We start from the raw sequence: 20,294 nt of genomic DNA, 5'->3' as shown, positions 1-20,294 counted from the left end.
AGGTACTAAAGCAAACCCACTAGCCAATCGAAGGTAAAAAGCAGTCGTAAATATTTTTAGCGCAATAGCAGCTACAAATAAAAGGATAAGGAACACTTTTGCTTTGTAGCTTTTCAGATTTCCCAATACAAGCGTTTTGCATTAAATTCTGTCTTAAAATTATCTAAAGCGTCTTTCATAGTTACTCCCTGCTAATTTATTTATATAAACATTCAACCTAAACTATTCATATTGATGTGTACGCTATAAAGGGTAACAAGGTGTGTCATCAGTAATGTTAGGGTCTGCTGATCTTTGCTGATTAAAATTCGTTCAAACCAGGGGCAATTTAATCGCTGCGCGAGATTTGTAACCTAGTGAGATCGATAACTACTCCTGCGTTACCCTACTGGCTTACATCCATGTAAGAGTAAGCAAAAACCGAGCAATAAAGAGTAAATAGTCCCTAGGAAGAATCCTTTGGGTAACGCCTGTTTGGCATTAATGCTGCGTTATCGCCCATTTGTGGGGAATGACCACACTGCATAGGCCTTGTCTTGCCTAAATACCAAACAGACTGCTGCAGATTTAACCTTGAAAGATCAACAGCCCCTAACCTTTTTGAACAGCTGAAAATAAATTCAGTGCTACACTAGCAACTAATTTAAACTCGTTAACAGCCAACTAAATTATGAAAGAATGTAACCAGTGCGGTAAATGCTGTATTAAATACGGCGGTGGCGATTTAAGCGCATCAAAAGAAGAAATAGACTTATGGGAGCTTTTTAATCCCGAAATTTATGAATACGTTAAAAACAATGAGATTTGGTTCGACCCTGATACAGGATTGAGGCTAGATGCTTGCCCATTTTTAGACATTGCGCCTAAAAAAGATCCTCTCGCTAAAAATATGTATACCTGCAGTATTTACCTCGACCGTCCAGAGGATTGCCGACACTATCCTAGCCTAATACCTGAAATGATCAGAGACGAATGCGAGATGATTGAACCTATCGACATAAAAAATCAAGTCAGAGCTCAACACAGACTCGATATACTTATGATTGATAGCCGGTAACTCTCATTTAAGCTCAAATAGTTTATTAGTTAAATTTTTTACTTTTAAACAAGTAGTGCGGTATAGACATAAAATAAGCTTCCGCCAAACATTGCAGCCGAAAATATTGCTAAAGGGCCTATTAATATTACGGCGATATATTTGATAAATAATCCATTTTTAATCAAGTATTTTTATGTAGCAGGTTTTGAATAGTTTTAATAATATTAGGTACTTTACTCAATATATTTTGTATAAGTAACCTAAATCCATACATCATTTTCAGCGGTGAGTACTGAGCTATTTTCGCCGGTGTTAATGACTCCTCGAGGCTCGACAAGCATAATTTTGCATTCTTTTTTTGCAAAAGGTTTATGCTCAACTCCTTTTGGTATTACGTACATTTCTCCCGCTTTTAGATTAACTATACCATCTCGAAGCTCAATACTCATTTCGCCTTCAATAACTAAAAACACTTCGTCTGTGTTTGCATGAGAATGCCATGTAAATTCATTTTCAATCTTAACGAGTTTAAATTGGTAATCATTCATTTCAGCAATTACTTTAGATGACCACTGCTGCGAAAACTTTGAAAATTTATCGATTAAATTGATTGCAGATATAGACATGTATGATCTTCTTGGCTTATAGAATAAGTAAATATAATACACATAAAAATGAAGTATAAAAAATGTAGTTGAGTTTTAAAAAGCTGTTTTGATCGTCCACTTTCCTCATACCTGTTACTGAACGTTGCTGTGAAAATGCATCGGGGAAGTAGCTAATACCAGTTACTTTTGATGTCATAATAAACCTAATTTGTTTTGATATACCATGTTAATCATAACTTCATGATGTAAATACACGTATTTTTCTTAAAAATAGTAATTTAATGCTCTTTATTACTGTTTTAAAATATAAAAAAGCCAGCAATTTAAGCTGGCTTTGGCGGAGTTGTGAAAGCCCCTAACTAATTAATTTAAAGCATTGAAATAAAACTATTCTCGGCGTTAATTACAACCATGGGTTTACAGCAGAATTAGCAATTTGGGTTTGTGTAAAATAATCAATAGTTGCAATACTAATCACAATTTAACTTTATAAAAGCCTCCACAAAATCAGTACTCATAGATTTAATCTTATGACAAAGAGGTAGTTATTCACTCCTTGATAAATAATCTCTACGCTGAATTTGTGGACACACTACAACTCTTTTCTTTTGTTACTAATTTTTGTATTACGACTGTTTAATTAAATGCTGTTTCACTAGTTGAGGGTCAAATTCTACACCCGTACCTATTATCTTGGAGCGCATGCTTGGCCATTTTTAAACCTTAAAGGACGAGTTGTATATTCATCTATAGGGAATGAATGAACTTCTAAAAAGCCAGCATCAGGCTGTAAAAAGCCTAACTTAACTTGCTCAATCGCATAACCAAACTCGTGCAATGTATGCAAATTTCATCCATTGCAAGCGGTATTGAAGTAGCTTGTGCTATGCGAGCAAAGTCTTTGTAATCATCAGGTATAGTCGGTTCTTCAACCAGATTATGTCGTATTTTTCAATCGATTTTGCAAAGCGAATTGCTTGCTCCACACCCATCGAGTAATTAGCATCAACCATGAGTATTTTGTAATTACCAATTAAATTACGTACTGCAGCTACACGCTCTATGTCTTCTTTAAAATCTGGTTTATCCCTTTAATTTTTTCGGCGTTAAAACCACGATTTAAATAACCATCTATATTACTAAGCTGTTTTTCTTTACTAAATTCCGCCAGCATAACATCTTGTTTGGTCACTGCTACCACCTGCAATTTACCATAATGGTGCATTTAGGCGCTTACACTTAATATCCCACAGCGCTATATCAACTGGTGAAATCGCAAAGCTAAGTAGTCAACCTCGGCCAACATAATGAAGATCCCACTGCAATTTGTCCCAAATTTCCATGATAGACATAGAATTTCCCCAATTAATCCAGGCTTTATTTCATCGTTAAGGAGTGAATAAATCGCGCGACTACCTTTGCCGCCAGTGTAGGTATATTCCAGCTCTTCATACCCGTCATGAGCCATAATATACAACGTAATAACTTCAAAGTGAGAGTGATCGCCATGCTTTGCATCACTTAGCACTTCTGCTAGCGGAATTGGGTAATACTCGACTTTTATACTTTTGATTGTTTGTGATGATACTTTTATTAAGCCACCGAATTAGCTTACACAACAGGTGCTTATTGTTGTAAAGGTTATCTGTTTAATTAAGCGAAATTATCCGAAGGTCTGTTGATCTTTGTGGATTAAAATTCATTCAAACTAGGGACTATTTAATCGCGGCGCGAGATTTGTAATCTAGTGGAATAAAGTAAAAAAACAGTAAATAGCCCATAGGGAAAACCCTTCAGGAAATATATGTTTGGTACAATGCTGCGTTGTCGTCTAAAAATAAGTACACCGCTGTAAATTCAACCATAACATTTCAATACGCCCCAATATATAATAGTTATTTCACGCGGGAGTAAAATAGTTCTTCATAGCTAAGTAAAGTCAATACCCTATAAATTTTATGATAAATAATAGAGCTTATCGGTATTTTTGTTGATTTAAACGCAAAATCCAAAGCTATAGTATAACATTGTTGATTCGTCAATTTTGTAGTGTTATATTATATCACAACATAGTAACTGCGAACCAATATATCAATGACAAAGTTAACATTAATCTCTTCTGCTATTTTTTCTGTTTTATGTTCTCAATCAGCTTTGGCTGCCACTGTTACTGGCAAAGTAATAGATGATAAAAATCAACCAATTAAAAATGCCTCAATTCATGTGCATGGCAAAAACCAAAGCGTTAAAAGTAACTATTTAGGCCAGTTTGCTATAGAAGTTGATGCAAATAGCCAATTACATATTAGTAAAGACAACTACGTAGACTCTCGTATTGCTGTTAGCGAATCTTCAAGCAATCTGTCTGTATCACTTAAACCAACATCGGTTGAGACAGTGGTTGTTTATGCCTCTGCACTTCATAAAAATAGCCTCGAGATGATATCACCAGTAAGCGTGCTCTCAGGTGATCAATTAAGAAATAAATCAAAACCAACTCTTGGTGAAACTCTAAAAGGTTTACCAGGCGTAAATGCAAGTTACTTTGGCCCTGTATCATCAAGCCCAATTATTCGTGGTTTAGATGGCCCTCGCGTTAAAATCACACAAAACGGTTTAGATGCCAGCGATGCATCACGTATTGGCCCTGATCATGCAACGTCAAGCGACAGCTTAGCAGCAGAACAAATTGAAGTTCTTCGCGGTCCAAGTACCCTACTTTATGGCTCTGGTGCAATTGGCGGTGTGGTAAATGTGGTTGATAACCGCATTCCTACTAGTAATATTGACGATTTAACAGGTGCTGCTGAATACACCCACGACACTGTATCTAACGCAAACACAGTTGCTGCTAAACTTGAAACAGGTAATGACGGCTTTAACTTTCATTTTGATGGTACAAAACGTAGCGGCGATGATTATCAAACGCCAAACTTTACTATAACCGACGATGATGGCGATGTTGAAAAAGAAGATTCAGTTGAGAACACCTTCATTGATAGCGAAACACTGAACTTTGGCACTAGCTATGTTGGAGAGCACTTAACGATTGGTTTTTCTTACGGTAGCATTGATACTGATTACGGTATTCCGGGACATGAGCATCACCACGAGCATGAGCACGAAGGCGAAACTGAAGAAGAACACGAAGAGCATGAAGATGAAGAAGCAGAAGAAGCCGTTTATGCACATTTAGAGCAAGACCGTTGGCAGGGTTTGATAAGTTATGCACTGCATAATAATTGGATTGAAACCATAAATCTACGTGTTGGCTATACAGATTACTCGCATAGCGAAATTGAAGATGGCGAAATTGGTACTACTTTTAAAAATAAAACGACTGAAGCACGCTTAAACGTAGAACATAAATTTGCTGATTGGCATGGCATGGTTGGTTATCACTATAGCGATTCAGATTACGATGCAGTTGGTGAAGAAGCATTCACACCAGCAAGTGTAACGACAACTAACGCATTATATTTACTAGAAGAGCGTGAATTTGGTGACGTTACAATTGAACTTGGCGCGCGTATTGACGATTACAAAATAGAAAGCCATATTTCAGAAGCTGAGCATGACCATGGCCATGACGAAGCTGAGGAAGAACACGACGAGGAAACGCTTGATTACAGTAAAAGCTTTACTAATTTAAGTGTATCAGCGGGTGCTATATGGCAGTACAAACCAGGGCATAGTATTGCGACAAGTATTTCTCATTCAGAGCGTGCTCCACTTTCTGCAGAGCTTCTATCTAACGGTTTACACATTGCAACAGGTACTTATGAACTTGGCCTTGGTTATAACATTGAAGGTAATGAAGCACATTTTGAGCCAGAGAATATTAAGCAAGAAACTTCAACCAACCTAGATTTAAGCTTTAGACGCTTTAGCGGAGACTTTGGTTACACCGTTAACTTTTTCTATAACGATATTAAGAACTTTTATTTCCAAGAAAATACAGGTTTAGTTTACGATGAAGAAGACGGTTTAGAATCAGCTATTGGTGCACATGATGATGCTGTTGCGGTTTATCAATTTACCAGTAAAGATGCAGAGCTATATGGTATTGAATTTGATGCTCACTATCAAATTACATCAAGCGCTATGGTGAAGGTATTTGGTGACTCGACTCGTGCAAAACTTAAAGATGATGAAGGCAACCTACCACGTATCCCAGCCAATAAATTAGGCTCGGAGCTACAGTATGATTTAGGTGATTTACAACTAACGCTCACAGGTACTCATTACTTTGATCAAAATGATGTAACTGCATTTGAAACTCAAACTGATGGCTATACGTTATTTGATGCACAAGCTAATTACCAATTAGGCTTAGGCAGTGTAGATGCACAGCTGTATATAAACGTTGATAACATTACTGATGAGTTAGGTTTTGTGCATAGCTCGTTTATTAAAGATAAAGCACCGTTACCTGGTAGAAACTTTCGTTTTGGTATCCGTGGCTACTTTTAATAACACCATGACGCTGAAAGCTTAACGTTAAATATCGTTAACTCTCTCTAAAACCGCATTTAGTAAATGCGGTTTTTTTATACCATTTCATTAATAAAGTGTCCCGTTTTAATATACGATAAACTATTGATATAGGTCTAATTGCTAATTAGTGTAATAGATACAAAAAAGCCGTGTTCAAATTGAACACGGCTTTTTAAATTCTTAATTAATATTTAAATTAAGAAAGGATTTCGTGTAACTCAACGTCAAATACAAGCGTTGAGAATGGTGCAATTGCAGCACCTGCTCCACGTTCACCATAAGCAAGCTCATGAGGAACATAGATGCGCCATTTAGTACCTACAGGCATCATTTGTAATGCTTCAGTCCAGCCTTTGATCACGCCACCAACTGGGAATTCAGCAGGTTGACCACGTTCATAAGAACTATCAAAAACAGTACCGTTAATTAGTGTACCGTGGTAATCAACACGTACTGTAGACTCAGCAGTTGGCTTTTCGCCTTCGCCAGTTGCTAGTACTTCATATTGAAGACCAGACTCAGTAACAGTGATTTCAGGACGTTTAGCGTTTTCTTCTAAGAAGGCAATACCTTCTGCAGAAAGTACTTTAGACTCTTCTTCACGACGAGCTTGAATCTCTTCGTTAATTTTTTCGAATGCAGCTTGAATCTCAGGGATCTCAATTTGAAAAGCGCTACCAGCGTACGCATCTTTCATGCCTTCAAATACTGAATTTAGGTTTAAGCCTTCAAAAGGATTAGACTTAAGTTGCTCACCCATTTGTAAGCCAATACCGTAACTTGCTTTTTCAGCATCTGTAGTAAAATTATCTGACATAATGTGTTTTTCACGTTTTGTTAGTTAAAAGACACGACTATGCTATCACAAAATAAACCCCGTTTGGGGCTAGTTTTTGCTGAGTTTTAGCTTAATTAGGCCCACAATATAACTACAAAGCGGTAAAGTGAATGAAATTCCAACAAGTAAAGGAGTAGCTAATAATCCAGATTCGCCAGACAGTAAAAATGGCACTGCAACTAAGCCGACTAAACCAATAAAAGCAGAGCCCATTACTGGCCAATGTTTATCATATTTAGTAATAAGATGGGCAGCCAAAACATTAAAACCAAGACCATAAGCAAAAGCGTTAATTAATGGATATTCTGGTTGTGCATCGACCGCCATTTTTACCAACAAGCTAATAGCACTTTGATAGCAGTAACCAAATACAACCCATAATAAAAGATGTTTTATTAATTGCTGTGAGGTTGATAGGTTTGTTGCTTTAGTCATTAATTAAACTCCACATAGCAAAAAACCGCCTATAAGGCGGTTTTTTTAAATAATGGTGGAGAGATAGGGATTTGAACCCTAGATGGGCTATAAACCCATGCCGGTTTTCAAGACCGGTGCATTCGACCACTCTGCCATCTCTCCGTACGGCGCGAATAATATGGCTAAACGCATTAATTGTAAAGAGCTAAATATAAATTATATCGTAAATAATAATTAAACGATTAAAAAAGTCACACTGCGCTTTTGTTACGCTTATTAATTCAATACTCAGTAATATTGTTTAGGCCTGCGAGCAATCCAAGAACAAATTAAACAAGCCAATAAACTCAATGCCGTGAATGTTACACTTTGAAAAATTAAGTCAAACCGATTTAAATCATCACTTGGTACTATTACAAACATAAAAGCGGGAAGTACACTTAGCGCCAAAACATAACAACACACTTTAAATGCCCGTCCAAAATCAAAACGTTTAGACTGTTGCATCCACAAGGTTAACAGTATTAGCATACCTATTGCAGAGCCTGCTATAAAATGAGCTGCATTTGTACTCATTGCAACATACAAGGTTATAAAAGCACCAACAATTCCCCAAATTGACCACGCAAGCCAGTTTTCTTTTTCCTGTAAAAATAAATTTCCCATTGTTTTCGTCTTCTTTATCGTTATTTTTATTAAGACTTTCCATAATGTATCAAAAAATAACCGATTAAAAAACAAACTGAAGAAGAATTATTAATTTTTGTGCTTCCAAGCGCTTCTCACAGCCAAACTACTAACTATTTTATATTACTTTTGGTTATCTTAATGATTTATGACTATGCAAATTGCATAAAGTTCATACTATTTCACAAATTACTAAAATAATGTTCTGGTTTATGGCGCGGTGATTTTTTACACTCGACTTGTGGAGTACCGACGTATAAGTACCCTACAATTTCATCTTGTTCATGTAAGTTAAGCGCTTTTTTGACGGCTTTACTTTGTGCAAAGTAACCTGTGCGCCAAACACCACCTAAACCTTGAGCAAATGCAGCTTGTTGCATTGCTAATACACTGCAGCCTGCACTTTGTACTTGCTCAATACGAGGAACTTTTGGGTGTTCTTGATATTTAGCAATTGCTATTACAATCATAGGCGCACGAAGGGGAAGCTCTTTAGCACGGTTAATTACTTTTTCTTCTTTTTGCTCTGCCACTGCACTTTGATGGTAAATTTCACCCAATTTATTGCGTGCATCACCTTGAGCAATGATGAACTGCCACGGTGCTATACAGCCATGATCAGGAACACGTAATGCTGCTTGCTTAATTATATCGAGCTGCTCAGGCGTAGGGCCCGGCCCTGTTAATTTAGAGTCTGATTGGCGGGTAAGTAAAAGCTCGATAGCATTCATAACGGTTCCTATAAATTCAAAACGTTAGAGTAACATTTAAAGCCTTAAATAATAAATACCGATAAATTAAAATGTGAAACGACCACAAAGGGTCAACTATGAGGCCGTTAATAAAATACAATTAATATGTTATTTTTTTATAACGTTTCGCTTTAACCAGTAATCAATACTAACAAAACGCCCACCGCCCATAAAAAATAAACTCAGGAGCATAGCAAAATATATGGCCGAAAACTCTATGCCATTGTTTAAAATCGAAGGTTTGCCTTTTTCATACAAGTAATCAGGAAAGCCATGCTCTTCAACTAAGCCTCGAATTTTTCCTATCCTGTCTTGTACTTCAAGTGAGTTTTCGAGGCTTTCTTTTGCACCCGGGATAGATAACCAATCAAGAACTTGTGCTGCACTCGTGTCGGGGTTAGTCGGTGCAATGGCAAACCAACCGTTATGCCAATGTACAGATGTTGCAGCTACAACCATTGTAAACATTAGCGGGATACTGACTAAGCGAGTAAATAGACCGATTAATAAAAACCAACCACCTAAAAACTCACTCCAACCAGCTAAAAAAGCCAGTAAATCTGGAAATGGCAAGCCCAAGCCCCATTCACTATTTCCAAACCATTGCACAACATCTGGTGACGCTAATACGTTATTAAAAAAGCCTTGGGTATCACCACTTATAGCTAGCTTGTTATAACCTGCGATGATCATAACAGGAGCTAAAATAAGGCGAAATAGTAAAGCTGGCAAACCATCTAAAAACGATAATTTACCAATAGCTAAATGATATAGGTGGGTTAGTTTTTTCATGCGTGTCCTGTGTGTTCATAGTTTATTAAGTTATAGACTATAAACAGCAAAGACCGCATGAATTAGGGCATTATTTCATTTTATTTACAAATTTAAATGCTTCTCGCTATTTGCAATGCTTCAAAAATAGCCCGTTTAGCATCAATAGCAGCAGCAAGTTTAGCACCGCCAATAACATGTACTTTAGCGTTTTCGACCTGTGATTTTAATACTTCATCATTAGAAACTTGACCAATACATGCAATAACCGTATCAACCGCAAGTACTTGTGTTTCACCTGCTACCGTTATAGTTAAACCGTTATTGTCAAAGCTTTGATACTGACAGTCAGCAATTTGTTTAACACCGTGCTGCTTCGCTACTTGACGGTGTATCCAACCTGTCGTTTTGCCAAGTTCACTACCAAACCGACCAGAGCTTCTTTTAAGCATAAATAATTGGCGTTCGTCTTTGTGCGGTTGAGGCTTACACTCAATACCCCATTGCGATTTAAAGTCACTAATAGTTTGTGATTTATGCTCGCTTAAAAACGCAACCATATCAAAGCCAATACCGCCAGCCCCTAAAATAGCAATGGACTTACCGAGCTCCACTTCACCACGTATTACTTCATCATAGGCAAACACTCGTTTGCCATCACTACACTTAATTGATGCTTCACGAGGGCGCACACCTGTTGCAAACACAATGTCATCGTAGCTGTTTCGCATCGAGTCGTCATACGCTTTGCCTAGTTCAACATTTACTTTTAATCGCTCAAGCTCATTGGTAAAGTATGCCAATGTATGATTGAAATCTTCTTTACCAGGTACTTGCATTGCTAAGTTAAATTGACCACCCATTTGGTTTTTTTGATCAATTAACGTAACGTTATGCCCTTTTTGTGCCAAATAACAGCTAGCCGATAACCCAGCAGGGCCTGCTCCTACAACAAGTACATTTTTAGCTTTAGTGGCTTTTTCCAATGGGTAATCAAGTTCAAACGCAGCTTGAGGATTTACCAAACATGTAGCACGTTTATTTTTAAATACATGATCTAGACAACCTTGGTTGCAACCAATACAAATATTAATTTGCTTTGATTGCTGATTAGCATACTTATTAAAAAACTCAGGATCTGCAAGTAATGGCCTCGCCATTGAAATTAAATCAGCGTCACCGGCACTTAAAATATCGTTTGCTATATCAGGGGTATTAATACGGTTTACGGCTATAACTGGTACATTTACTACATCTTTCAAACGTTTTGATGCTTCTTTAAATGCGCCCGGGGGTACCATACTCGCAATTGTTGGTACTCGTGCTTCATGCCAACCAATGCCCGTATTAAAAATATCAACACCTGCTTTTTCAAGTTCAGTAGCTTGAATAACGACTTCATCTGGCGTTGAGCCTTCTGGGATTAAATCGATTACCGATAACCTAAAAATGATTAAAAACTTTTCAGAAACTTTCGCTCTAACAGCTTTAACTATTTCAAGAGCTAAACGCATTCTATTTTCTAGACTACCACCAAATTTATCAGTGCGCTTATTTGTATGCGGTGCCATAAATTCATTAATCAAATACCCTTCTGAACCCATAACCTCTACGCCATCGTAGCCGGCTTTCTCAGCCATGTAAGCTGAGTGAGCAAAGTCTTTTATGGTTTTTTTAATCGAGCTAAGTGACATCGCTTTAGGTTTATAAGGATTAATAGGTGCTTGTATTGCACTAGGTGCTTGATTGAATGGATGATACGCGTAGCGACCAGCATGCAGTAACTGCAAACAAATTTTACCACCATGCTGATGTACAGCGTCTGTATACGCACGGTGTTTAAATACATCGTAGTAGCTATTAAAAGAAGATGATACAGGCGTTAATTTGCCACGTAGATTAGGGCTGTAACCACCTGTAATAAGCATAGCAGTGCCACCTTTGGCGCGAGCTTCGTAAAAGGCGCGTAAACGTTTACGGTTATGCCACCCTTCTTCTAAGCCGGTATGCATTGACCCCATTACTAAGCGGTTACGTAATTGTGTGTGTTTTAATTGTAGTTGTTGTTCTAACATCTTGTGCCCCGTTAACTGGTCTAACCTGTATACATTATCTAATTCTGCTTTAATGGCAAGTAATAAGCAATATGTGCATGCATTTAATTAAAAATAGCAGTAAAAACTTACATTTATATAGGTTCATAAACACTTAGTTACGATTTAGCAGTTAAATTAATTTTTATTCTAGGCTAAGATGGAACTAATGTATCAACTGTACCAAATTAAGGAGCTATTTTGATAGCAAAGGTATTTAAAGGTATTTGGGCTGGAATTAATTTTTCTCGTCGCTTAATACTAAACATTTTGTTTTTATTACTGGTAATTGTTTTCTTTGTGTCACTCTCAAGTGACGATGATCAAATAATAGTTGAAAATGGCTCTGTACTTAGGCTTAACTTAAATGGCCCTATTGTTGAAGAGAAAACATATATAGACCCAGTTGAAGCCGCAATTAGTGATGCAACCTCTGGTTCTGAAGCACCAAGCGAAATATTACTCGACGATATTGTTGAAGTAATAAACGAAGCGACTAAAGACGATCGCATCACGGTTATATTGCTTGATTTGCAAGAGATGCCTAAAGCACATTTAAATAAACTTAAGCAAATTACAAAGGCTATTGATGCTTTCAAGCAAGCTGGCAAAAAAGTAATTGCATCGGGTTATTACTATACTCAAGCACAATACTATATTGCATCTCATGCTGACGAAATAGCTATGCACCCATACGGAAGCGTAGGCATTGAAGGTTATGGCATGTACCCGCTTTACTTTAAAGATGCACTTGAAAAACTTGAAGTAACGCAGCATATTTTCCGTGTTGGTACATTTAAATCAGCAGTAGAGCCTTTTATTCGTAACGACATGTCTGATGCAGCTAAAGAAGCTAACCGCGTTTGGTTAGGCGCTCTTTGGAGCGAATACAAACAAGATGTTGCCGCTGTTCGCCCATTTGATGAGTCAAATTTTGACGAGACAATGGACGTATATCTTGAAAAAATGAAAGCTGCAGATGGCGATGCAGGTAAATATGCACTTGATCATCAGTGGGTTGATTCTTTAAAAACAGATCAACAAGTTCGCAAGCAATTAATTGATTTAGTGGGCGCACAAGAAGATGGCAAAACATTTAAGCAAGTTTCATTTCGCGAATACTTAAGTTTAGTTAAACCACCAATTGAATTTGATAACCCTATTGCCGAAAAAGTAGCGGTAGTTGTTGCTAAAGGTACAATTGTTGATGGTGAGCGTAAAGCTGGCGAAATTGGTGGCGACTCTACAGCAGCCCTACTTCGTAAGGCACGCCTTGATGATAAAGTTAAAGCGGTTGTATTACGTATAGACTCTGGTGGCGGTAGTATGTTTGCCTCTGAAGTTATTCGTGCAGAAGTATTAGCCCTTAAGGCTGCTGGAAAACCTGTTATTGCTTCAATGAGTTCTGTGGCTGCATCAGGTGGTTATTGGATTGCCTCTGCTGCAAACGAAATTTGGGCAGCACCAAGTACAATCACCGGTTCAATTGGCGTATTTGGTACGTTTATGACATTTGAGAAAACCTTATCGAAAATTGGTGTTTATTCAGATGGCGTTGCAACAACCGAGATGGCTGGCTTTTCTATCACTCGTCCACTAAATGAAAAAATGGGTCAAGTAATACAAATGAACGTTGAAGAAGCATACGGTCGCTTTTTAAATGTTGTTGCTGATGCGCGAAATATGACTCCTGAGCAAGTTGACAAAATTGCCCAAGGCCGCGTATGGATTGCATCTCAAGCACTTGAACTAGGTTTAGTTGATAAGTTAGGCGACAAACAAGATGCGATTGAAGCAGCTGCTGCACTTGCTAAGCTTAATCAGTATGAAGTTAAAACTATTAAACAAGATTTAAGCTCGCAAGAAAAAATGATTCAAAACATTTTTGGTAATGCGTCTATTAAATCTATGCTTGGTTTGCAAACACAAAAAACATCTGTGTTAGCAACACAAGCCAATTTACAAAATGTTATTAACCAATTAAGTACTGAAGTTGAAAACCTTAAAGATTACAACGATCCACAAGGTGTATACGCACGCTGTTTAGTGTGTAATATTGCACAATAAAAGTGCATAGCTTCAGCTAATCAGCTGTATTTAAAGCTGCTTAACGTTATACTAAGCCCAGTTTTTTTACTGGGCTTTTTTATGAAACGTAAACGCATTTATATCGCTTATACTGGCGGTACTATAGGTATGAAAAAATCGAGTCGAGGCTATATTCCAGCTGAAGGTTTTTTAACAGAAACCGTAGTGAATAACGCAGAATTTAATCGTGATGAAATGCCTTTGTTTGATATTCACGAATACTGCCCGCTTATAGATTCTTCAGACATGTCACCAGAGCATTGGCAACTCATTGCTAATGATATCAAAGATAAATACCAAGATTATGATGGTTTTGTGGTGCTCCATGGCACTGATACTATGGCGTATACAGCTTCAGCGCTGTCATTTATGTTCGAAAATTTGACTAAACCTGTGATTGTAACCGGCTCACAAATTCCGCTCTCACAATTACGTTCTGATGGCCAAGTAAACTTACTTAATGCCATGTATTTAGCTGCAAATTATCCTATTGCTGAAGTTAGTCTCTTTTTTAATAACCAACTGTTTAGAGGTAATAGAGCAACTAAAGCACACGCGGATGGGTTTAATGCCTTTGCCTCGCCGAATCTAGATCCCTTAGCCTTATCAGGTATTAATATTCAACTGATTAAAGGTCAGCTTAGCCCCTATGTTGAAAATGAGCTGCAAGTTACACCTATTACACCTCAACCAATCGGGGTGCTTTATTTGTATCCTGGCATTAGCCAAGAGGTAGTTAAAAGCTTGGTCAATGGCAATATTAAATCATTGGTGCTACTGAGCTTTGGTGTGGGTAATGCACCACAAGATCCGAGCTTTTTGTCAATACTCGAAGAAGCAAGTAAACGTGGCGTCGTAATTGTTAACTTAACTCAGTGTTTAAAAGGTCATGTAAACATGGGTGGCTATGCAACAGGTAATGCGCTATTAAATATTGGTGTAATTAGTGGGTACGATATGACCCTTGAAGCATGTTTAACTAAGTTACATTATTTATTTAGCCAAAAGCTTGAAGTCGAAACGATTCGTCATTTAATGCAAGATAACTTACGTGGCGAGTTAAGCCGTTAAATCTCACCGCGCCTAGAATACAAAAGGCACGCTAAATAGCGTGCCTTTATCGTTTTAAACAACTGTTTTTTATCTAACTTTAGCGTCTATATCTACTAAATCAGTTAAATGACACATTTCACCACTGTGGGTTTTTATTCCGTGCTCACCAAAGTAATCACGCTGGGCTTGAACTAAATGCCCATTACTCGGTGTAGTTAATGTTGCTAAATACGTTTGTGTAGCTCCCAATACAGGGAATGCTAAACCAGTCATTACTGCTTGACCGGTAATTTTGCGCAAAGAGTTAGACTCTTTTTCAAGAGTATCAATAAATTCAACACCTTGTGCAACGCTATCTAGGTAATCAGCACGGATTATACAACCAGCGCGCCACGTTTGAAGCGTTTTAGATAAATCAACTTTCCACTGATGAGTACGTGATGCCCCCTTAATTAGCGCTAAACCTTGGCGATACGCAAGTAAGCTTGCAAGTAAGAACGCGTCTTTTAGCTCATCTAAATCGATTTCAACATTGCTCGTTGATTTAGATGCATATGTCATCTCTTGTGCAGCCGTTGTGTTACATGCATTAGTTAAATGACGAGCTTGAACAGCAGCAACAAGTGAAGGGACTGCAATACCAAGTTCAAGTGCATTTTGTGCAGTCCAAAGACCAGTACCTTTAGCACCAACTTTATTATCAATTAAGTCCGCAAGTGGTACATTATTATGATTTTCAAGTGACAATATATGGCTAGAAATAGACAGTAAGTAACTATTTAATTGACCTTCTGACCAGGCATTAAATATCTTAGCTACCTCTTTTGGAGAACGATTAGTACCTAAACGAAGTAATTGGTACACTTCTGCAATTAGTTGCATCAGTGCATATTCAATACCATTGTGAACCATTTTTACAAAGTGACCACTTGCTGATTGGCCAACACGTGCAAAACACGAGTCGCCATTATAGCTAGCAGCTACTTTTTCAAACCATGGCTCAATGCGTTCCCAACCACCTTCAGAACCACTTGCCATCATTGCAGGACCATGGCGAGCGCCTTCTGCACCGCCAGAAATTCCCATAGTGGCAAATTCAAATTTATTTTGGTATTTAAGTTTACGCGTTATACCGTCTTTATAATTACTATTACCGCAATCGACTATCATATCGTCGCAATTAACGCCGGCTTCTACTAGTTCATTACAAACTGTATCAACTAAGTCACCAGCAGGAACAAGTAATAAAATAGAACGAGGTGCCTCTAAACGCCTTACCATGTCACTTAAATCAGAGACAATGTGAAGCCTGTCAGCCATGCCTTGTGATTTAGCACAACTTAGTAACTCTTCACCCGCATGTGGGTTTTTATCATAAGCGACTAGCGTTATCCCTTTTTCAATTAAGTTTAGGGCAAGATTTTTTCCCATAACGCCTAACCCTACTAATGCAACTTGCATCTAGTGTCCTCCTCGGTAACAACTATTTGGTTAGAAAATTCAGTGTATAAATTAAATAATACCGCGTGCATTATACTCATACAGTCATAAAATACTAACTGTGAGCCCATACAACATGCTTTTTTATTACAGATAAATAAGCTACGTAATTATATCAAACATCAATGCTCTCGGGGTGACTAAAAGCAACGCTAATTGAAATTAAGATCATTGACGCATTCTGACACCGGTGTCATAATGATGACACAATAGTTTTGTATAAAATAGTGGCAAACCTTTGAAGTTTGCGCATAATTAAAATATTTTAATCTAATATAGATATTTTGAGCCAACAAAATAACGTCAACATGCTTTCACCAAGCAAACAGGAGAAATTGATGCTAAGACGCACGAAAATAGTCGCTACCCTTGGACCTGCTACCGATAGAGATAACAACTTAGAAAAAATTATTATCGCTGGGGCTAATGTAGTACGTTTAAACTTCTCACATGGCGTTGCCCAAGATCATAAAGACCGTGCGCAAGCTGTACGCGATATTGCAAAAAAATTAGGCAAGCATATTGCTATCCTTGCCGACCTTCAAGGCCCTAAAATCCGCGTTTCTACTTTTAAAGAAGGTAAAGTAACGCTTGCTGTGGGTGCAAAGTTCACTCTTGATGCAAAAATGGAAAAAGGCGAAGGTGACGTTAACTCTGTAGGTATTGATTATAAAGAATTACCTAACGATGTTAGTCCTAACGACTTACTTCTTCTAAACGATGGCCTTATACAATTAAGTGTTGATGAAGTAGCTGGGCATTTAGTGCATTGTACAGTAACTGTTGGCGGCGTATTATCTAACAATAAAGGTATTAACCGATTAGGTGGTGGCTTAACTGCTCCTGCGTTTACTGAAAAAGATAAAGAAGATTTAATAACTGCGGCTGAAATTGACGTAGATTACATTGCCGTATCATTCCCACGAAGTGGTGATGATATGCGCTATGTGCGTTCACTAGCTGAAGCTGCTGGTTCAAAAGCACAGTTACTTGCTAAAATTGAACGTGCCGAAGCTGTTGAAACGCAAGAAGCCGTTGACGATATAGTTTTAGCGTCTGACGCTGTAATGGTTGCTCGTGGTGATTTAGGTGTTGAAATTGGCGATGCTGCTCTTATGGGCAAGCAAAAACTAATTATTCGTCGTGCTCGCTCATTAAACCGCACTGTAGTAACTGCAACACAAATGATGGAATCAATGATCGATAACCCTATGCCTACGCGTGCAGAAGTTATGGATGTTGCAAATGCGGTACTTGATGGAACAGATGCTGTAATGCTTTCAGCTGAAACAGCTGCTGGTGATTACCCTGAAGAAACTGTCGCTACTATGGCACGTGTTTGTTTAGGAGCTGAATCTCAAAAAGAAACGCACGTATCTAAGCATCGTTTAGACAGTCGATTTTCTAACAATGCAGAATCTATAGCCCTTTCAGCTATGTATGCTGCCAACCACTTAGACTCTGTTAAAGCTATTGTTACACTTACTGAATCAGGTAGCACAGCTAAATTAATGTCGCGTATAAGCTCAGGTTTACCAATTTACTCGCTTTCACGCCATGCGAGTACACTTGGTCAAACAGCACTTTATCGTGGTGTTTACCCTGTGTTTTTTGATTCTACAAAAACTGAAAAAGACGGCATGGTAAAAGCAGCACTTGATACACTTGTAGCTCAAGGCTCGTTAAAATCTGGTGATACAGTTATTATTACTCACGGTGATTCAATGGAAACTGTGGGCGCTACTAACACAATGAAAATTGTAACAGTTGTGTAGTTAAACGCCGAATATAAAAAGTGCGAGCTAAGCTCGCATTTTTTATGTCTGTAATATCAAACTTAACTGGCTAGCGCTGCTTTTACTTTATCGCGGTAACTTCGACTCACTTTAAGCTCTTGCCCATTTTCAAGTACTAATAAATACTCACCGCTCACTTGCGTAACTAGTTTACTTATCTGCTTTGTATTTACTATTGCGCTGCGGTGTACACGCACAAATAACTGAGGGTCGAGTTCTTGCTCTAGCTCTTTCATTGTTTTACGTAATATATGTGTTTGCCCATCTTGGCAATGTAAGCACATGTAGTCACCTGCTGCATCAACCCATTGGATAGTAGCTACAGGTACTCGAATAATTTCTCCCTGCTCTTTTACAGCAAGAGATTCTGGGTAACGTCTATCTGTTAATGTGTCACCCGTGGCTAGTTTCTTAAGTATTTCTTCGCAATTATTACCAGTAATTCCGGCTACAAAACTCGCTAGTTTTTTCTTATGGGCGTTGTCTTGCTGCGTTTTTAAATAGGTATGCACTTTTTCTACCGCCTGTTTTAGTCTGTTATCATCAACGGGTTTTAAAATGTAATCTAGCGCATGAATTTCGAACGCTTTAACAGCAAACTGATCAAAGGCAGTTACAAATACTATCGCAGGTAATGCTTTTGTACTTTCGCTTAGCGCTCTTGCTACTTCAAATCCATTCATGCCTGGCATTTGAATATCTAAAAATACTAAATCTATTTTTTCACTTTGACAGATTTCAATTGCATCTGCTCCTGAGCTGCACAATTTTATCACTTCAATATCAGCAAACTCTTCGAGTCTTACTGCTAAACCTTTTCTTGCTAAGGGTTCGTCATCAACAATAAGTGTTTTTATTTTTGTCATTTTTTCACAGCCTTCTCAAACGGTACTCGTAGATTAACTTTTAATCCACTTGGCGTATTATGTGATAATACAAACGAATAATTATTTTCATACAACGTTTTTAATCTATCTTTGGTGTTAGCAACACCTACACCTTGAGCATTCACTAATTGACCATCAAGTATTTCAGTGCCAGGACCGTTATCGCCTACTTCTAGTAATAACTCATTTGCAAATACTTGTGCTTTTATATCAATTACTCCGCCTTCTGACAGGTGAGCAATAGCGTACTTAATTGCATTTTCTATTATTGGTTGCAAAATTAAGCTTGGCACTAAAGCCTCTTTAGCTTGCTCGCTTATATCTACATTTACTCTCAATCGCTCATCAAAGCGGACGCGCTCTATTTCTAAATAAAGCATGAGAGCATGTAGCTCTTGCTCAAGCGGTACTTTTTTAATTGGATCGGTATTTAATGTGTAACGTAAAAAGTCACTTAACCTTGCTACCATTAAGTTAGCATCTTTGTTTTCTTTAACCAAAATTAAAGTAGAAATAGCGTTAAGTGTATTGAATAAAAAATGAGGATTAAGCTGATACCTAAGCATTTTTAGTTGCGCTTCGTGTGCCATAGTTGTGGCCTTTAGCGCTTTTTGTCGCTCACTTTGCAATAGCTGATAATATTTAACGCCAAAGTACAAACCACTCCAACATAAAATAATATAAACCGAATCTAAACCTTGCTGCAGGTAATAAAACCACTCCTCTGGCCTATAACCATGGCGGTATATTTCCCATAGGTTGAATTTTTGAACTACAGCCCAAAGAGTGCCCGTTATATAAGAGGCACCAAATACTACAATCATTAATACCCAAGGTGAGGCGTTCCAAATTTTTCGATAAATGTACCTAAGCGGCACTGTCATTAAACAGCCAGCGTAAGCATTTAATAAAATAACAAATACGTATATATCACGCATTTCAAACACTTTAGAACCAATATAATTAACTAACGCATACCCTATCCAGCCAGCAATTTGCAGAAGCCAAAAAAAACGCTGCCTGTTATCGACTAAAGATTGCCAGTTCAAAATAAATGTTTACTCCGTATAGTTAAAAAGCTAATTCCATAAAATAAACTTTTGTTATTCTTTATTGTTTTGCCTATATAGGCCTAAAGCTTAATAAAATTAGGTAGTCTTATTATATAGATTTATAAGTTTGTATAGCACTACAGCCTGCCTTACTTTTTAAGAGTCTTACCGCAAACAATTACTCACGCACTAAAAAGCGAAAGGTTATCCACCTTT

At 37.7% G+C, this 20,294-nt stretch carries 16 protein-coding genes, 1 tRNA gene and 1 pseudogene; 5 read left to right on the top strand and 13 right to left on the bottom strand.

Annotated features, from left to right (window positions below):
- Nucleotides 1-670: 670 nt before the first annotated feature.
- A complete protein-coding gene (locus V6260_RS01700) occupies nucleotides 671-1,057 on the top strand; it encodes a YkgJ family cysteine cluster protein (protein WP_341592358.1) in 387 nt (128 codons plus the stop codon).
- A gap of 242 nt (nucleotides 1,058-1,299) precedes the next feature.
- Here V6260_RS01700 and V6260_RS01695 read toward each other — a convergent pair whose 3' ends face one another.
- The 3 genes and pseudogenes from V6260_RS01695 to V6260_RS01685 form a co-directional block, all read right to left on the bottom strand.
- Nucleotides 1,300-1,665 carry a cupin domain-containing protein gene (locus V6260_RS01695; protein ID WP_341592356.1) on the bottom strand — a complete coding sequence of 122 codons (366 nt, stop codon included), beginning with the start codon at nucleotides 1,663-1,665 and terminating at the stop codon, nucleotides 1,300-1,302.
- Between the two features lie 16 nt (nucleotides 1,666-1,681).
- Complete coding sequence (locus V6260_RS01690; RefSeq protein ID WP_341592354.1) at nucleotides 1,682-1,843, bottom strand: hypothetical protein; 162 nt, start codon at nucleotides 1,841-1,843, stop codon at nucleotides 1,682-1,684.
- 430 nt (nucleotides 1,844-2,273) lie between these two features.
- A pseudogene (locus V6260_RS01685) lies at nucleotides 2,274-3,241 on the bottom strand (mandelate racemase/muconate lactonizing enzyme family protein).
- Between the two features lie 500 nt (nucleotides 3,242-3,741).
- Here V6260_RS01685 and V6260_RS01680 point away from each other — a divergent pair.
- Nucleotides 3,742-6,120 carry a TonB-dependent receptor gene (locus tag V6260_RS01680; RefSeq protein ID WP_341592352.1) on the top strand — a complete coding sequence of 793 codons (2,379 nt, stop codon included), beginning with the start codon at nucleotides 3,742-3,744 and terminating at the stop codon, nucleotides 6,118-6,120.
- A gap of 220 nt (nucleotides 6,121-6,340) precedes the next feature.
- Here the strand turns inward: V6260_RS01680 and V6260_RS01675 are convergent, their stop codons facing one another.
- The 7 genes from V6260_RS01675 to V6260_RS01645 form a co-directional block, all read right to left on the bottom strand.
- Nucleotides 6,341-6,961, bottom strand: a complete 621-nt coding sequence (locus V6260_RS01675) for an FKBP-type peptidyl-prolyl cis-trans isomerase (protein ID WP_341592351.1) — start codon at nucleotides 6,959-6,961, stop codon at nucleotides 6,341-6,343.
- Nucleotides 6,962-7,030: 69 nt separating this feature from the next.
- Nucleotides 7,031-7,417 carry a hypothetical protein gene (locus tag V6260_RS01670; protein ID WP_341592349.1) on the bottom strand — a complete coding sequence of 129 codons (387 nt, stop codon included), beginning with the start codon at nucleotides 7,415-7,417 and terminating at the stop codon, nucleotides 7,031-7,033.
- Between the two features lie 53 nt (nucleotides 7,418-7,470).
- Nucleotides 7,471-7,561: transfer RNA gene (locus V6260_RS01665), tRNA-Ser, on the bottom strand.
- 126 nt (nucleotides 7,562-7,687) lie between these two features.
- The gene (locus tag V6260_RS01660) at nucleotides 7,688-8,065 is read right to left on the bottom strand and encodes a hypothetical protein (RefSeq protein WP_341592347.1); all 378 of its coding nucleotides are present in this window, start codon (nucleotides 8,063-8,065) and stop codon (nucleotides 7,688-7,690) included.
- Between the two features lie 203 nt (nucleotides 8,066-8,268).
- Complete coding sequence (locus V6260_RS01655) at nucleotides 8,269-8,817, bottom strand: NAD(P)H nitroreductase (protein WP_341592345.1); 549 nt, start codon at nucleotides 8,815-8,817, stop codon at nucleotides 8,269-8,271.
- Between the two features lie 129 nt (nucleotides 8,818-8,946).
- The gene (locus tag V6260_RS01650; RefSeq protein ID WP_341592344.1) at nucleotides 8,947-9,630 is read right to left on the bottom strand and encodes a DoxX family protein; all 684 of its coding nucleotides are present in this window, start codon (nucleotides 9,628-9,630) and stop codon (nucleotides 8,947-8,949) included.
- A gap of 92 nt (nucleotides 9,631-9,722) precedes the next feature.
- Nucleotides 9,723-11,684, bottom strand: coding sequence for an NADPH-dependent 2,4-dienoyl-CoA reductase (locus V6260_RS01645; protein ID WP_341592342.1), 1,962 nt, complete (start codon nucleotides 11,682-11,684; stop codon nucleotides 9,723-9,725).
- 219 nt (nucleotides 11,685-11,903) lie between these two features.
- Between V6260_RS01645 and sppA the strand changes: the two genes are divergently transcribed.
- Both sppA and ansA read left to right on the top strand, forming a co-directional pair.
- The gene (gene sppA / locus V6260_RS01640; protein ID WP_341592340.1) at nucleotides 11,904-13,769 is read left to right on the top strand and encodes a signal peptide peptidase SppA; all 1,866 of its coding nucleotides are present in this window, start codon (nucleotides 11,904-11,906) and stop codon (nucleotides 13,767-13,769) included.
- A gap of 81 nt (nucleotides 13,770-13,850) precedes the next feature.
- A complete protein-coding gene (gene ansA, locus V6260_RS01635) occupies nucleotides 13,851-14,861 on the top strand; it encodes an asparaginase (protein ID WP_002962901.1) in 1,011 nt (336 codons plus the stop codon).
- 69 nt (nucleotides 14,862-14,930) lie between these two features.
- On the opposite strand, the gene gndA is transcribed toward ansA, so the two are convergent.
- Nucleotides 14,931-16,304: an NADP-dependent phosphogluconate dehydrogenase gene (gndA, locus tag V6260_RS01630; RefSeq protein WP_341592338.1), complete on the bottom strand. Its 1,374-nt coding sequence runs from the start codon at nucleotides 16,302-16,304 to the stop codon at nucleotides 14,931-14,933.
- Nucleotides 16,305-16,681: 377 nt separating this feature from the next.
- On the opposite strand from gndA, the gene pyk reads away from it, so the two are divergent.
- Nucleotides 16,682-18,118 (top strand): pyruvate kinase, encoded by a 1,437-nt coding sequence (gene pyk, locus V6260_RS01625; RefSeq protein ID WP_341592336.1) that lies wholly within the window; start codon nucleotides 16,682-16,684, stop codon nucleotides 18,116-18,118.
- A 62-nt stretch (nucleotides 18,119-18,180) separates the two neighbouring features.
- On the opposite strand, the gene V6260_RS01620 is transcribed toward pyk, so the two are convergent.
- Together V6260_RS01620 and V6260_RS01615 are read right to left on the bottom strand one after the other, a co-directional pair.
- Nucleotides 18,181-19,005 carry a LytTR family DNA-binding domain-containing protein gene (locus V6260_RS01620; protein WP_341592335.1) on the bottom strand — a complete coding sequence of 275 codons (825 nt, stop codon included), beginning with the start codon at nucleotides 19,003-19,005 and terminating at the stop codon, nucleotides 18,181-18,183.
- Nucleotides 19,002-20,075 (bottom strand): sensor histidine kinase, encoded by a 1,074-nt coding sequence (locus V6260_RS01615; RefSeq protein WP_341592333.1) that lies wholly within the window; start codon nucleotides 20,073-20,075, stop codon nucleotides 19,002-19,004. The genes V6260_RS01620 and V6260_RS01615 overlap by 4 nt, the downstream gene beginning before the upstream one ends.
- Nucleotides 20,076-20,294: the final 219 nt, after the last annotated feature.

The organism is Pseudoalteromonas aliena (assembly GCF_038155085.1).
GTDB lineage: Bacteria > Pseudomonadota > Gammaproteobacteria > Enterobacterales > Alteromonadaceae > Pseudoalteromonas > Pseudoalteromonas aliena_A.
This window is presented reverse-complemented; position numbering and strand designations above follow the sequence as displayed.